Origin of the sequence: Pseudomonas sp. 43NM1 (assembly GCF_002836905.1) — a bacterium.
In the GTDB taxonomy this organism is placed as follows: Bacteria; Pseudomonadota; Gammaproteobacteria; order Pseudomonadales; family Pseudomonadaceae; genus Aquipseudomonas; species Aquipseudomonas prosekii.
In genome coordinates this window covers 1-13,557 of sequence record NZ_MKGS01000023.1, presented here as the reverse complement: position 1 = coordinate 13,557, position 13,557 = coordinate 1, and the positions used below count along the sequence as shown (strand labels likewise).

Genomic DNA, 13,557 nt, shown 5'->3' with positions numbered 1-13,557 from the left:
GGGCGGGGAGGGTGGCTGGGACGTGGCATCAGTGGCGGTCCCGGTCGAGGTCAAACCGGCTCATCTGACGATAAAAGAGCTGACGGCGAAGCCTTCCGGTTCCGTACAAGAACGCGTGTTCGTCGTTCTGAAAGCCTACTTTGTGAACACGGAGGATGGTCAGCCGGCTATCGACAAAGAAGTGTTCGTGACACGACCCCTGCAGTCGGGGGGCGAGATGATCGCGGTTCGCACGAATATAGATGGCATCTATTCGAGATTACAAAAAAGTCGTGCCAGCGAATACCTCGGAATGACCGTCGAAGTGAGGAACGTCAGGGAGGAACCTGTCCGACGGACGATTTATGTCGATGTCATTCCGGACTAGATGAAATCAAAACACCCCAGCCTTCTTCCAACTCAAATACCGCGTCACCAACCCGGCCCCCAGTTCTGCGGGCCGGGCCTCCAGCACCGGGACGCCATGAGCACTCAAGCGCTCATGGAGTTCGGCCCGCGCGTTCAAGTAATCCACCGTGCCGCAATACACCAACGCCTCAGGCAAGGTTTGCACTGGCGATTGGCGCAGTTCGTCCAGCGTGTCCTCGCGCAGACTGGCAACCAGTACGCGATGTTGCTGGCCCAGACGTTTGACCGCGCCGAGCAATTCTTCATCGTCTTCATCGCGCAGGTTGGTCACCAGCACCACCAATGAACGGCGCTTGTGCCGGGCCAGCAAGTGGCTGACGGCGGCCTGATAGTCGGCGGGGCGCGGGGTGTTGTCGAGGTCGTACACGGCGTTGAGCAAAACCTTGAGTTGGCCCGGTCCTTTGACCGGGGCGAGGTGGTGCGGTTGATCGTTGGCGAAGGTGCTCAACCCCACGGCATCGCCCTGACGCAACGCGACGTAACTCAATAGCAGGCAGGCATTCAACGCATGGTCGAAGTGGCTCAGTTCACCGTCCTGGCTGCGCATGCTGCGGCCGCAGTCGAGCATGAAAACAATCTGCTGATCGCGTTCGTCCTGATATTCCCGGGCAATCGGCGTGCGTTGGCGGGCCGTGGCTTTCCAGTCGATCTGGCGCAAGCTGTCGCCCTCGCGGTACTCGCGCAACTGATGAAATTCCAGCCCCTGGCCCCGCCGTTGCCGCTGACGCACACCGAGTTGGCTGAGCCAGTTGTCCACCGCCAGCAATTCGCCGCCATACAGGCGCGCGAAATCCGGGTAGACCCGGGTGCTGTCGCGCACGCTGAGCAAGCGTTTGTCGGACCACAGGCCCATCGGGCTCGGCAGGTTGATTTCGCACTGTTCGAAACTGAAATGGCCACGGCGCAACGGGCGCAGACGATAGCTGATCAAACTGCGTTGGCCGGGTTGCAATTCGAGTGTCAGCGGCAGGTGTTCGAAGCTCAGGCCATCGGGGACGTGATCGAAGATTTTTACCCTCAGCGCGTCGGAAAAATCGTGTTCGACTTCCAGTTGCACCTCGCTCCAACGGCCCAGTGCCAGGCTACCGGGCATCTGCCGTTTGAGCCGCGGCGCGGGCAAGCGTTTGAGGCGGATCGCGTCAATCCCGCTCAACACCAGCAGCGCCAGCAACAGCGCCCAACTGATCGCAGACAGATGGTCTGGAAGGGCGAATTCGAGCGCGCGCAACGTCCCCAGCACCATGCCGAAACCGAGTAACACGGACAGCCAGATCAGCAGCAGACGCGACGGTTTCACAGGCGTGGCGCCGCGACTTGGTCGAGCAGCTGTTGCAGCACCTGATCGACATTCAGGCCTTCGATATCCAGCTCCGGCGCGATCCGCACGCGATGGCGCAACACCGCCAGCGCGCAGCCCTTGATGTCGTCCGGGATGACGAACTCGCCACCGCGCAACAACGCCCGCGCCCGCGCGCAACGCACCAGCGCAATCGATGCGCGAGGCCCGGCGCCTAACGTCAGGCCGGGCCAGGTGCGCGTCGCGCGGGCGAGACGGATGGCGTAATCGAGCACGTGTTCGTCCAGCGGCAAGTCGCTGGCAATCCGCTGCAACACCATCACGTCCTTGGCCTGCAACACCGTGCGCAGCGGCTGCACGTCAAGCATGTCGGCGCGGGTCGAGCGGCTGACCTGGCGCACCATGTCCAACTCCTGCTCGGCGTCGGGATAATCCATACGCACCTTGAGCATGAAGCGATCCAGTTCCGCTTCCGGCAGTGGATAAGTGCCTTCCTGTTCAATCGGGTTTTGCGTGGCGAGGACCATGAATGGTTGCGCGATCGGCAGCGCGCGTCCTTCAAGGGTGACTTGGCGTTCCTGCATCGCTTCGAGCAGCGCAGCCTGGGTCTTGGCCGGCGCGCGGTTGATCTCGTCAGCCAGTAACAGGTTGGTGAACAACGGGCCTTTGCGCAGTTTGAATTGCTCGGTTTGCAGGTCGTACACCGCGTGCCCGGTGACGTCGCTGGGCATTAAATCCGGGGTGAACTGGATCCGCGCGAACTCGCCACCGAAGCAGCGAGCGAGGGCGCGCACCAGCAGGGTTTTGCCCAACCCCGGCACGCCTTCGAGCAACACGTGGCCGCCGGCAATCAACGCGGTCAGCACGTCGTCGATCACGCTGTTCTGGCCGATCACGGCTTTGCGCAATTCGCCGCGCACCGACTGCGCCAGTTGACTGGCACGCTGGCGTTGCTGGGCGGCGTGTTGTTGGCTGCCGGGCTCGATGTCACTCATAAGGCATTCCTCAAAGTTTGCAGGTGGGCGACCTGACGGCTGAACTCAGCGCTGGACAGCCGCTGTTTCGGGCGCGGGCTCAGGGCCTGGCTGATGGCGCGGGTCGGTTGCCGGGTCAGGCGCGACAGCACCAGCCATTGTTCGGCAACCGCCAGTTGTTCAAAACCGGGATGACGGCGACGCGCGCGGCGCAGGATGTCGTGCTGCAAGGCTTGCAGCAGACTGTCCTGGCCGTTGCGCCGGAGCATGAAATCGGCGCTCGCGCGCAGGTGTTCCTGAAGTTGTCGACGGGCTTTCGCTGGCGGTTGCAACAGCGGCCCATGGCGCACGCCGGCATGCCAGCAACCGAGCAGGATCAACGCCGCGAGGGCCACGAGCGCTTGCGGAAAATAGCGCAGCAGCAAGGTCAGCAGCGAATCGTGTTCGCTGTTGTACAGCAGCGTCACATTGGTGTCGGCGCTCAAGTACCACAGCAGCCAGGCGTTGTCGTATTGCTCGATGGCCGGGGTTGTCCACAGGTCGGCGTCGGTGACCACGATGATCGAACCGAGCCCGTGGGCCAGTTGCATCATGTGCGTTGCCTTGCCGCTGTTGGCCCAGGCCTGCGCGAGATTGTTCGGGTCCTCGAGATGGAATGCGGTATCGAAACCGGCGTAGGCGGGCGCCTCTTCATCTTCCAGATACAGCTTGGTCAGTTTTGGAAAGGCATCGTCAAGCGCGTCTGGCGGCGGCTCTTTGAGGTCTTTGCTCAGGGATTGATGCACTTGCACGCGGTCGAGCAGCAGGTCATTGCTCTGGCCGGTCTTTTCATCCCACAGCGACTCGGCGACAAACAGCAATCGGCCACCGGCGCGGGTCCAGTTCAGCACTTGATCTACCTGGCGCGGGGTCATGTTCGAACGATCGCCGAACAGCAGCAGGCTGTTCTGATGCGGCTCGATGCCGGGCAGCACGTCGAGGCTGTTGGCGTGGGTGACCGCGAGCCCTTGCTGGCGCAGAAACTGTTCAGCCGCCAGATACGGATTGGCGCGCGCCTCGGGAGAAGGGCCGTGGTCGACGATCTCCTGATACGGCGTGGCGTTGAGGTACAGATAAACGCACAAAGCACCGAGCAACACGGCCACCACCGCGCCGAGCGCCAGCCATCCGCGCCGGCTCAATGCGCGGCTCCCGAGTGAAACAGCGCCCGCCAGCCGTCGCACAGTTGCTGCTGCGACTGCGCTGGTGGCAAGCGGTGCCCGTAAGCCATGGCTTGCCAGTGTTGGGTGAGGGTTTGGCTGAACGCGAGCAAGTCCGGTTGTTGCAGGTGGCCGACGTGCTCGAGCACCTGGCCCTCGGTGTCGGCGTCTTTCAACGGCAGATTGAAGTCATGCAACAAACGGCTGAGCAGCGCGCGATAAAGCAAGCCAAGCGCTTCGCGAGGATTGCTTTGCCAGAGTTGTTCGGCCGCAGCCGCGACGTCGGCGGGCAGGGTTTGCTGATGCACATTCAGCCCGAACAGTTGCTTTGGGATTGCCCGCTCGACTTGGCGTCGGCGGGTCGGTCGGCGGCTGACGAACGCCTGCAACCACTCGCGATAACGCCAGATCAACAGACCGAGCGCGGCAATCAGCGTGCCCCACAAAAGCACTTCCAACAGTGTCGCGATGGCGCCGAAACCCTGGCCGTCGAGCAACCTCAGCAGGGTTTTCAACCAGTCAGGGGCGCTGCCATCCTCTTGGCTTTGGCTGGCGGGCTGCTCCTCGCCGAAACGATAGCGGGTCACCGATTCGTTGTTCTTGAACGGCGGCTGCTCGAGGATTGCCTTGATGCTGTCGCGCGATGCCTGGCTGGTCAGTGGCTGATCGAGCAGGCGCGGCGTGTCCGGCGAGATCACCGGCTCGGCGGCCCACGGCGTTTGTGGGTTGGGAATCAGCACAATCAGCGCCACTAGCAAAACCGCCGCCGCGCTGCTCAGGCGCTGACGCATGCGCCGGAACACCAGTTCGATGTCCCAGGCCTCCAGCACCGTGCGCCGGTTCAGGTACAAACTGAAACCGCACGCGACATAAATCGGTTCCCAGACCACCAGCACCAATGCGTAAAAGGCGTTGGTCAGGTGTTCCAGCCACAACCAGTCATGACTGGCGGCGGCGATCAGGCTTTGCCAGTCCCAATCGAGTTCGATCTGCTGCGGCAGCAGCAAGTAAAACAGCACCATCAGGCCGACCCACAACGCGGTTTCCAGGTGCACGCCGATGATCGTCAGCCACTGCGCGGCGCCGGCATTGCGTTGCAGCAATACCGCCAGACGCTGCTGACGTTGCACGCCGTCGAGGCCTTCAAGTTGCACCACCGGCATCACGAAACTGCGACTCGGGCTCAAGCGCCGCCAGGTCAGGCTGGCAAGCAATTGCGGCTTGAGCAGGCGCGGCCATTCGCGCAGCGCTTGTTTGAGCGTGGGCGTTTCGCCGAACAGACTCTTTGACAGGATGTACAGCGGCAGGCGTTCAAACGCCGGTTTCAGCCACCAGAAAATAAACACCGCCAGCGACGGCGAATCCCACAGCAGCACACTTAGAAGGATGAAAATCGGCAAAGTGACGATGGCCCAACTGGTCATCAACAGGCGTCGATGGCGCTGGCTCAGCAGCACGCCGAGGTCCATGGCTTCCCAGCTGTTACGCGGGCGAATGACGACGGTGGCATCACTCAGGCGCATGGCGAGTCCGTCCGGCCAACAACAGATACCCGATCACCAACAACCACAGCGCCGCGCCGACCAGGTATTTGGTGATCGGCGTCACCGTGGTCATCGACGACCAATAGGCTTCGACAAACGCGGCAATCAACAGAAACAGCATCACCCCGCAAATCAGCAGCACGCTCTTGCGCGCCGCCACCCGCAGCGCTTCGGCGCGGGGCAGGCGGCCCGGGGCAATCAATGCCCAACCGAGTTGCAGACCCGCCGCGCCGGACAGGGCGATGGCGCTCAATTCGAAGGCGCCGTGGCCAATCACGAAGGACCAGAAGGTTTGCCCGTAGCCGATTTGCGTCAGGTGCCCGGCCACCGCGCCGATGGTCAAACCGTTGAAGATCAGGAAAAACACGCTGCCCAGACCCAACAGCAAACCACTGGCGAAGGTCTGAAACGCGATGCCGATGTTGTGCATCACGTAGTAACCGAACATCACCCAATCTTCGCTAGCGGCACGTTCGGCCGAGCGCCCGAGGTGCCCGGCCACCGGGTCGTACATGCTTTGCATCTCGCTGACCTGATCGGCCGGGATCAGGTTGTAGATCAAGTCCGGGAACAGGTAAACCAACAGTCCCATGCCGATCAGACTGCCAAAAAACATCAGCACCGCCGCGAGCACAAACGGCCACTGCTGACGCACCAGTCGCGGGAAGTCGGCGAGGATGAACGCCAGCGCATTCGCCCCGAGCCGGCTGCGGTGCCGATAAAACTGCTGATGCCCGCGCAGCACCTGATGCTGCAACGAGTCGATGAGAAAACTGCTGTAGCCGCGCTCTTGCGCCAGCGCCAGGTGATGGCAGAGGCGGCGATAGTCCTTGGGGAAACTGGCGATGCGCGCAGTGGGCTTGCCGCGCTCCAGACGCTCGAGGACCAGCGCGAAGTGCTCCCATTCGGCCTTGTGCCGACTCTCGAAAAGGCTTTGCTTCATGTCGGACCCAACAAGCCGCGAGCGATGCCGTTGAGTTCGGCCACGGCGTGCGGCGGCGCAACGTGCAAGGGTTGCGCGAGCAGGCTGGCCAGCTCATCGACCCGCGCCGGCGACAGTTCACTTTGGCGTTCGGCGAAACCGAGAATCGCCCGCTGCTCGGTCAATGTCAGGGCAAACGCCGGGCGCCGGGGCTGGGCCTCGGGCAAGTCAGGGCGGCGCAGTTTTGCTTCGCTGTAGATCACCAGCGTGCCGGCGGCGAGGTCGCCGAGGCGTTTGAAGGTGGGGTGTTGCAGGCAACTGATGGCGCCGAGGAAGTAACCGAACGGCAGCATATCGACAAATCGCAGCAGGTTTCGCAGCAACGAGGCCGACCAGCCAATCGGCGTGCCGTCGTCCTGCACCACGCGCAAACCCATCATGTGTTTGCCGGGCGAGCGCCCCTGATTGAGCACCTCGAACAACACCATGTACCACCAACTGATCGCGAACAGCAGCAGCGAACCGAGCCCGGCGCCGAGCCGGCCGAGAAACGCCAGGACGATAAACAGCAGGCCGAGGATCAACCCGCGCAAACCCAGGTCGATGCTGAACGCCAGCGCACGGACCAGCAACCCGGCCGGGCGCAGTGGCAAGTCGATGCCTTCCGGCGTTTCGACGTGATACCGCGTGTCCAGTGGCGGGGACAGCGTCGCTTTCCTTGGCAGTGCTGTGGTCACGAGCATGGGCAACCTGAATGATGAGGCCGGATCGGCAGTCAATCTGTGGCCGATGCTAGCAGCCTCTCGGGTAAAAACGACATAACTATGTAGTGCACGCGGCAAAGTCGAACATGTTTGAATGACCAGAGCACTGGCCGCAACGCGCGGTGTGCGCCAGACTTCGCCCGTCTTCAGTTCAGGAACAGCCCGTGACTTCGATCTTCTGGTACGACTATGAAACCACTGGCATCAATCCCCGATGCGACCGCCCGTTGCAAGTCGCGGGGATTCGCACCGACTTTGAGCTCAATGAAATAGACGAGCCGGTCAATCTGTATTGCCAGCCCAGTGACGACATCCTGCCGCACCCGGCGGCGTGCGCGATCACCGGCATCACCCCGAGCCGCCTCGCCGAACTGGGCTTGAGCGAAGCCGATTTCATGACGCGGGTGCACGCCCAACTCGCGGCGCCCGGCACTTGCGGCGCGGGTTACAACACGTTGCGTTTCGACGACGAGATGACCCGTTACAGCCTGTATCGAAACTTTTTCGACCCGTATGCCCGCGAGTGGCAGGGCGGCAACAGCCGTTGGGACCTGATCGATGTGGTGCGCGCAGCCTATGCCTTGCGTCCCGATGGGCTGGAGTGGCCAACGGATGACCAGGGGCGGGTGACGCTCAAGCTTGATCGGCTGACGGTGGCCAACAACATCGATCACGGCAACGCTCACGAGGCTTTGTCCGACGTGCGCGCGACCATTGCCCTGGCGCGGTTGATTCGGCAGAAACAACCGAAGTTGTACGACTGGCTGTTCCAGCTGCGCAGCAAACAGAAAGTCATGGATCAGATTCGCTTGTTGCAGCCGATGGTGCACATCTCCGGGCGGTTTTCGGCGGCTCGCAGTTTTGTCGGTGTGGTGCTGCCGCTGGCGTGGCATCCGCGCAACAAGAACGCGCTGATCGTCTGCGACTTGCACCTCGATCCGCAGGGCTTGCTCGACCTCGATGCCGAAACATTGCGCCAGCGCCTCTACACGCGCCGCGATGATCTGGCCGAAGGCGAATTGCCGGTGCCGCTCAAACTCATTCATATCAACAAGTGCCCGGTGGTCGCACCGTTGTCGGTACTTCGCGCCGAAGATCAGCAACGCCTCGGCCTGGATATGGCGCTGTATCAGCAGCGCGCGCTGCGGCTAAGTGACGCACAACAAGTTTGGCGCGATAAAGTCATGGCGATTTACGCCAGCGAGGCTTTTACTTCCAGCGAAGACCCGGAACAGCAGTTATATGATGGCTTTATCGGTGATCGCGATCGGCGTCTATGTGATCAAGTCAGGGCCGCCGACCCGCTGCAATTAGCGCAACAACAATGGCCGTTCGATGACGAACGTTTACCTGAATTATTGTTTCGATATCGCGCACGTAACTTCCCCGACACGCTGAGTGTGGAAGAGCAAGAACGCTGGCGCATATTCTGTCAGCAACGTTTGTCTGCTCCAGAATGGGGCGCGCCAAATACCCTGGAATCTTTTGCACGCGACGCCGCGCAATTGGCCAATAGCGCTACATCGTTTCAGCAGGAAGTACTCAGTCAATGGATGATTCATGTCGAAGGATTACGCCAACGGTTGAACATCAACATCGAATGATTGCCGGCTGAATCGCAGGCATAAAAAAACGCCAGCATTCGCTGGCGTTCTTTTGTGTCACATAATCATTCTGTGACCGGCGTGCAGCTTAGCCCAGCAGGGTAGCCCAGCCTTCAACCACGTCACCGCCCCACTTGGCTTTCCACTCTTTCAGAGTTTTGTGGTTGCCACCTTTGGTTTCGATGACTTCGCCGTTGTGCGGGTTTTTGTATTGTTTAACTTTGCGAGCACGCTTGGTGCCAGTAGTTTTTACTGCGCCGCCACGTGGTGCCTTGGACTTGGACTCTGGATCCAACAGCGCAATGATGTCACGCAGGGACTTGGAGTATTCACCCATCAGGGTGCGCAGCTTGCCTTCGAATTCCAGCTCGGTTTGCAGTTTGTCGTCTTGGGACAGATTCTTCAAACGGGCTTGCAGCTCTTTGATAGCTTCTTCGGTGGCGCGGTATTCGTTGATCAAGGACATGAGGACTACCTTATGTAGGAAGCGGGATGGCAGGGACAGTGCGGCAATAATAGTCAGGGTGTTTCAGCAAGTAAACATTTAACCCGGGTTTTATTTAAATTAGTTGCGATCAAATAGCCATAAATTCAATGTGCAGTTAAATAGTGTGATGCAGTCAACACAGATATTCACAATTGCATGCTTGAAGAACGCTTGCGTGAGCACCATTACGCCAGCGCGTGATGCTGGCGCCAGCCGTGTCTGCGCCCAATGTGCCGAGCGCGGCATCATCAATACTGCAGTTTTGCTGCGCAATCGCTAGAATGGCGGCCTTTACGAAGTTCTGGAGTTTGACCCAAATGCGCACTTTTCGGCTGGTGATTGCTTGCCCGGACCGCGTCGGTATCGTTGCTAAAGTCAGTAACTTTCTGGCGTCACATAACGGCTGGATCACTGAAGCGAGCCACCACTCGGACAATCTGAGCGGCTGGTTCTTCATGCGTCACGAAATTCGTGCCGACTCGCTGCCATTCGGTCTTGAAGCCTTCCGCGAGGCATTTGCGCCGATCGCCGAAGAGTTCTCGATGGACTGGCGTGTCACCGACACCGAGCAGAAGAAGCGCGTGGTGTTGATGGCCAGCCGCGAGTCGCACTGCCTGGCGGACTTGCTGCACCGCTGGCACAGCGATGAACTGGACTGCGAAATCTCCTGCGTGATTTCCAACCACGACGACTTGCGCAGCATGGTCGAGTGGCACGGTATTCCTTATTACCACGTGCCGGTCAATCCGCAGGATAAAGAGCCGGCCTTCGCCGAAGTCTCGCGTCTGGTCAAACAGCACGACGCCGAAGTGGTGGTACTTGCCCGTTACATGCAGATTCTGCCGCCGGCGTTGTGCCGCGAATACGCGCACAAAGTCATCAACATTCACCACAGCTTCCTGCCGTCGTTTGTCGGCGCCAAGCCGTACCACCAGGCTTCCCTGCGTGGCGTGAAGTTGATCGGCGCGACCTGCCACTACGTCACCGAAGAACTCGACGCCGGCCCGATCATCGAGCAGGACGTGGTGCGCGTCAGCCACAGCGACAGCATCGAAGACATGGTGCGCTTCGGTCGCGACGTCGAGAAAATGGTCCTGGCCCGCGGTCTGCGTTATCACCTGGAAGACCGGGTGTTGGTGCACGGCAATAAAACCGTGGTGTTCTAAGCTGAGTGCAAGCTCGTTCCCATGCCCTGCGTGGGAACGAGCAGAACCGGGAGACAAACATGAGCGACCCACTCGACAAAGCCACATCCAAAGCACCCGCGACATTGGGCGAAGGCTGTTTGAGCCGCTATGACCCGGATGAGCTGAGCCCGGACGACGGCACCGATTTCCCGGACGCCGCGCAGTTGTGGGAAGAGTTGAAACCGGAGTCTGAAGAAGACTGACATTCAGGCCTGTTTGAACTTCATCAACTTCTTCAACAGTGGTCGCCCGAGCATTATCAGAAACACCGGCCCACCGACCACCAGATAAAAGTAATACGTCACTGCCCGCCAAATCAGGATCGCCGCCGCTGCGGTCGATTTGCCCACCATCGGCGCCAGCAAGGCTGCTGAAGTCAACTCCGCCGCCCCGGCACCGCCCGGCAACAGGCTGAACTGCCCCGCACTCAACGACAGCATCTGGATCAGAAAACTCCAGGCCCACTGCAAGTCCGCGCCCAAACCGCGCAACGCCAGGTACAGCACGCTATAACGCAAAATCCAATGCACGCACGTCAGGGCAAACACCTTGATCAGCGTCGGCACCGGCAGTTTCAGCGTGTCAGTGAATGCCGCCAGAAAATGCAGGAGTTTGCGCGCCCAGCGCATCCGCGTAGAGCCTTTGACGTTCAGCCGCACCAGCAGCCGACCACCCAGGCGAATCAGCAAACGGTGATAACGCGCCACGGCGACGCAGCAGATCAGCCCGCCGAACATCGACACCGCGCTCACCGTCAGCAGCCATTCCATGCGTTGGCTGAGGTGCTGGAACAGGGCGTAAATCAGAATGCCGCTGAGCGCGCAGAGGAAAAACAGCAGATCGCTCAACTGGTCCATGGCAAACACCGCGCTGCCGCGAGCCGGGCGCACGCCGTTGCGCGCCAGCAGCGCCATGATCGTCAATGGGCCGCCGCTGCCGCCGGGCGTGGCGCAATAGGCAAACTCTGCCGCCATGACCACACCCAGGCTTTTGACCCGTGTGACTTTGTGGCGTTGATCGCCGAGCAATAGGCGCAAGCGCATGGTGTTGACCACCCAGCACAGCAGAATCATGCCGAACATGATCAGCAACCCGCTCAGCGGAAAGCTTTGCAGCCGCGACCAGGTTTCGTTGCCGCCCAGCACCAGCGGAATCATTACCGCCGCGAGCAACGCAAGAAACAGCAGAATCCCCCGACTCATGCGACGCGGCCGATACGTTCAGGTTGCAGCTTCAGCCAGTTGGCCTTGGTCATTGGCACACGGCCCTCATCCATTAAGCGTTTAAGTGTTTGTAGCCAATAATTGCGCGAAAAAGCGTGCCGCATGTCCACCGGGTGCAGGCCCAGGCGAATCACCGGCGCTTGCCGCCAGCGTTGTTCGCGCTGATCGCTGATGACTTTTGACAACCCGCGCCGCCACGCACTGCGCGCACTCCAGACCAGCCCGGGGGCGTCGATCACGGAAAAGTCCGGCAGACGATACAGATGTTGCGGGTCGCTGGTGTAACTCAATGGCAACTGGCGCAATGCCTGGCGGGTGCCATCACTCATCAGCCAGGCCGGCGCGACAAAACCTTCGAGCGGCCAATTGTAACGGCGAAACACCTCAATGCCAGCCTGCAAACGCGCGAGGGCGGCGGTTTGCGAGAGGCTGTAGAACTCGCCTTCGTGGGTGTAGACGCGACGCATGAACCAGTCTCGCGGGGTATGCGCCGGCGGTCCGTCGTCACAATGGAAGTAGCCGTGCAGCGCCAGTTCGTCACCGCGCGCGACGCGGCTGTCGAGCATTCGGCGAAACTCCGCATGCGCTGCAAGCTGATTGTTTTTGTGAAAATCGGGGACCACCAGCCACGTAATCGGCACATCACCCAGGGCATCGACAGCGTCGACGAAGGGTTGGTAATCCGCCCAGGTTTGAGGCGCGACGTCGTGCAGGACCAGTAACAGGGTTGGCGGATTCATCGCTTTCAACCATTCGCGGCCAGGGCCATCGGGCTGCCGAGCACGGCGTGGTAATGGCCGAGCAAACTGTTGACCACCGCGTCCCAGGCGTAATGGCGCTCGACATGTTGCCGCGCCTGTTGGCCCAGCGCGACGCTGCCCTGGCTGAACAATTCGCGCACCGCATTGGCCATCGCCAAGGGATTGTTCGGCGCGCAGAGCAAACCGCAGTGTTCGCTGACGATTTCGCTGAACGCACCGGCCGCCACCGCGACCACCGGAATCCCGCTGGCCATGGCTTCGAGGATCACCAGGCCGAAAGTCTCCTGATCGCCGGCATGTAGCAGCGCGTCGGCACTGGCCATCAGCCGCGCGACTTGCGGCGCCGGGCAAAACTGATCGATCACGCTAACGTTGTCCGGCACCTGCGCCGGCATTGAGGAGCCGACCAGCAACAAGTGATAACGCGGGCCGAGGCGTTTCATGCAATTAAGCAGCACCGGCAGGTTTTTCTCTTTCGAGCCACGGCCGGCGAAGATCAGCAGCCGAGTGTCTTCAGCAATTCCCAGCTCGGCGCGCAGGCCCGGATCGCGGGCGCTGGGGTTGAACGTCTGCAAATCGACGCCGAGTGGCTGCACAAAGACATTGCGCACGCCGAGACCGGTGAGTTTGTCGGCCATCACTTGGCTGGGCGCCAGCACCCGGTCGAAGTTGCCATACAGTTTGCTGACGTAGGCTTCGACATTAGTCGTCAGCCAGTTGCCCATGCGGTTGCTTACCAGCAGCGGCAGGTCCGAGTGGTAAAAGCCGATCACCGGCACGTCGAGTTGCCGCCGCGCATCCAGCGCCGCCCACGCGGTGAGGTAGGGATCGCCGACTTCGATCAGGTCCGGCTGCAAATCCTGCAAAACGTTGCGCCACGGCGCCAGACGCAGCGGGAAGCGATAACCCTTGCCGAAGGGCAGGGCGGGGGCGGGAACGGTGTAAATGCCGTCCTGTTCACTGAAGTGTGAACCAGGGATCAACAGACTGTGGCGAATGCCCGGCTTGATGCTCAGGCGACGATGTTTTGCATCCAGATAAGTGCGCACGCCACCGCTGGCAGGGGCGTAGAACATGGTTATGTCAGCGATATGCACGATGAACATCCCTCTGGGCCGTTGCTCTTCCTCGGTTGACCTTTAACAAGGATAGATGTTCGGTTGAGGTTTTGCGGGCGGGGGGATCAG

14 protein-coding genes are annotated in these 13,557 nt (G+C 60.8%); 4 read left to right on the top strand and 10 right to left on the bottom strand.

Annotated features, from left to right (window positions below; all coding sequences use genetic code 11):
• The coding region (locus BI292_RS04405) for a hypothetical protein (protein WP_218563477.1) at nt 1-367 on the top strand (367 nt) is incomplete at its 5' end.
• A 6-nt stretch (nt 368-373) separates the two neighbouring features.
• Here the strand turns inward: BI292_RS04405 and BI292_RS04400 are convergent.
• The 6 genes from BI292_RS04400 to BI292_RS04375 are packed head-to-tail and all read right to left on the bottom strand — an operon-like array spanning nt 374 to nt 7,087.
• Entirely contained in the window at nt 374-1,705 is a 1,332-nt protein-coding gene (locus tag BI292_RS04400) for a DUF58 domain-containing protein (RefSeq protein ID WP_101207123.1), read from the bottom strand.
• The gene (locus tag BI292_RS04395; protein ID WP_092278761.1) at nt 1,702-2,700 is read right to left on the bottom strand and encodes a MoxR family ATPase; all 999 of its coding nucleotides are present in this window, start codon (nt 2,698-2,700) and stop codon (nt 1,702-1,704) included. The genes BI292_RS04400 and BI292_RS04395 overlap by 4 nt, the downstream gene beginning before the upstream one ends.
• Entirely contained in the window at nt 2,697-3,860 is a 1,164-nt protein-coding gene (locus BI292_RS04390) for a DUF4350 domain-containing protein (protein WP_101207122.1), read from the bottom strand. Before BI292_RS04390 ends, BI292_RS04395 begins: the two co-directional genes overlap by 4 nt.
• The gene (locus BI292_RS04385; RefSeq protein ID WP_101207121.1) at nt 3,857-5,401 is read right to left on the bottom strand and encodes a DUF4129 domain-containing protein; all 1,545 of its coding nucleotides are present in this window, start codon (nt 5,399-5,401) and stop codon (nt 3,857-3,859) included. The genes BI292_RS04390 and BI292_RS04385 overlap by 4 nt, the downstream gene beginning before the upstream one ends.
• Nucleotides 5,388-6,365, bottom strand: a complete 978-nt coding sequence (locus tag BI292_RS04380; RefSeq protein WP_101207125.1) for a stage II sporulation protein M — start codon at nt 6,363-6,365, stop codon at nt 5,388-5,390. Before BI292_RS04380 ends, BI292_RS04385 begins: the two co-directional genes overlap by 14 nt.
• Nucleotides 6,362-7,087: an RDD family protein gene (locus BI292_RS04375; protein ID WP_092278765.1), complete on the bottom strand. Its 726-nt coding sequence runs from the start codon at nt 7,085-7,087 to the stop codon at nt 6,362-6,364. The genes BI292_RS04380 and BI292_RS04375 overlap by 4 nt, the downstream gene beginning before the upstream one ends.
• Nucleotides 7,088-7,272: 185 nt before the next feature.
• Here BI292_RS04375 and sbcB point away from each other — a divergent pair, with 185 nt between their 5' ends.
• Complete coding sequence (gene sbcB, locus BI292_RS04370; RefSeq protein ID WP_101207120.1) at nt 7,273-8,712, top strand: exodeoxyribonuclease I; 1,440 nt, start codon at nt 7,273-7,275, stop codon at nt 8,710-8,712.
• An 88-nt stretch (nt 8,713-8,800) separates the two neighbouring features.
• On the opposite strand, the gene mvaT is transcribed toward sbcB, so the two are convergent.
• On the bottom strand, nt 8,801-9,178 hold the full coding sequence (mvaT, locus tag BI292_RS04365) for a histone-like nucleoid-structuring protein MvaT (RefSeq protein ID WP_007945872.1): 378 nt from the start codon (nt 9,176-9,178) through the stop codon (nt 8,801-8,803).
• A 338-nt stretch (nt 9,179-9,516) separates the two neighbouring features.
• Between mvaT and purU the strand changes: the two genes are divergently transcribed.
• Together purU and BI292_RS28915 are read left to right on the top strand one after the other, a co-directional pair.
• Entirely contained in the window at nt 9,517-10,365 is an 849-nt protein-coding gene (purU, locus tag BI292_RS04355) for a formyltetrahydrofolate deformylase (protein WP_092278767.1), read from the top strand.
• A 59-nt stretch (nt 10,366-10,424) separates the two neighbouring features.
• Complete coding sequence (locus BI292_RS28915; RefSeq protein WP_167370439.1) at nt 10,425-10,589, top strand: hypothetical protein; 165 nt, start codon at nt 10,425-10,427, stop codon at nt 10,587-10,589.
• Nucleotides 10,590-10,592: 3 nt separating this feature from the next.
• On the opposite strand, the gene BI292_RS04350 is transcribed toward BI292_RS28915, so the two are convergent.
• Genes BI292_RS04350 through BI292_RS04340 form a run of 3 tightly spaced genes read right to left on the bottom strand, consistent with a single transcriptional unit; the run spans nt 10,593 to nt 13,467 of the window.
• Nucleotides 10,593-11,588, bottom strand: coding sequence for a lysylphosphatidylglycerol synthase transmembrane domain-containing protein (locus BI292_RS04350; protein WP_101207118.1), 996 nt, complete (start codon nt 11,586-11,588; stop codon nt 10,593-10,595).
• Entirely contained in the window at nt 11,585-12,349 is a 765-nt protein-coding gene (locus tag BI292_RS04345) for a DUF2334 domain-containing protein (RefSeq protein ID WP_101207117.1), read from the bottom strand. Before BI292_RS04345 ends, BI292_RS04350 begins: the two co-directional genes overlap by 4 nt.
• Nucleotides 12,350-12,354: 5 nt before the next feature.
• Nucleotides 12,355-13,467, bottom strand: coding sequence for a glycosyltransferase family 1 protein (locus BI292_RS04340; RefSeq protein WP_101207124.1), 1,113 nt, complete (start codon nt 13,465-13,467; stop codon nt 12,355-12,357).
• Nucleotides 13,468-13,557: the final 90 nt, after the last annotated feature.

What these genes read in the sequence shown, in the direction of transcription:
- BI292_RS04375 (WP_092278765.1), bottom strand. Translation starts at nt 7,087, where the DNA reads ATGCTCGTGACCACAGCACTGCCAAGGAAAGCGACGCTGTCCCCGCCA.
- BI292_RS04345 (WP_101207117.1), bottom strand. Translation starts at nt 12,349, where the DNA reads ATGAATCCGCCAACCCTGTTACTGGTCCTGCACGACGTCGCGCCTCAA.
- BI292_RS04380 (WP_101207125.1), bottom strand. Translation starts at nt 6,365, where the DNA reads ATGAAGCAAAGCCTTTTCGAGAGTCGGCACAAGGCCGAATGGGAGCAC.
- BI292_RS04350 (WP_101207118.1), bottom strand. Translation starts at nt 11,588, where the DNA reads ATGAGTCGGGGGATTCTGCTGTTTCTTGCGTTGCTCGCGGCGGTAATG.
- BI292_RS04385 (WP_101207121.1), bottom strand. Translation starts at nt 5,401, where the DNA reads ATGCGCCTGAGTGATGCCACCGTCGTCATTCGCCCGCGTAACAGCTGG.
- BI292_RS04395 (WP_092278761.1), bottom strand. Translation starts at nt 2,700, where the DNA reads ATGAGTGACATCGAGCCCGGCAGCCAACAACACGCCGCCCAGCAACGC.
- BI292_RS28915 (WP_167370439.1), top strand. Translation starts at nt 10,425, where the DNA reads ATGAGCGACCCACTCGACAAAGCCACATCCAAAGCACCCGCGACATTG.
- purU (WP_092278767.1), top strand. Translation starts at nt 9,517, where the DNA reads ATGCGCACTTTTCGGCTGGTGATTGCTTGCCCGGACCGCGTCGGTATC.
- mvaT (WP_007945872.1), bottom strand. Translation starts at nt 9,178, where the DNA reads ATGTCCTTGATCAACGAATACCGCGCCACCGAAGAAGCTATCAAAGAG.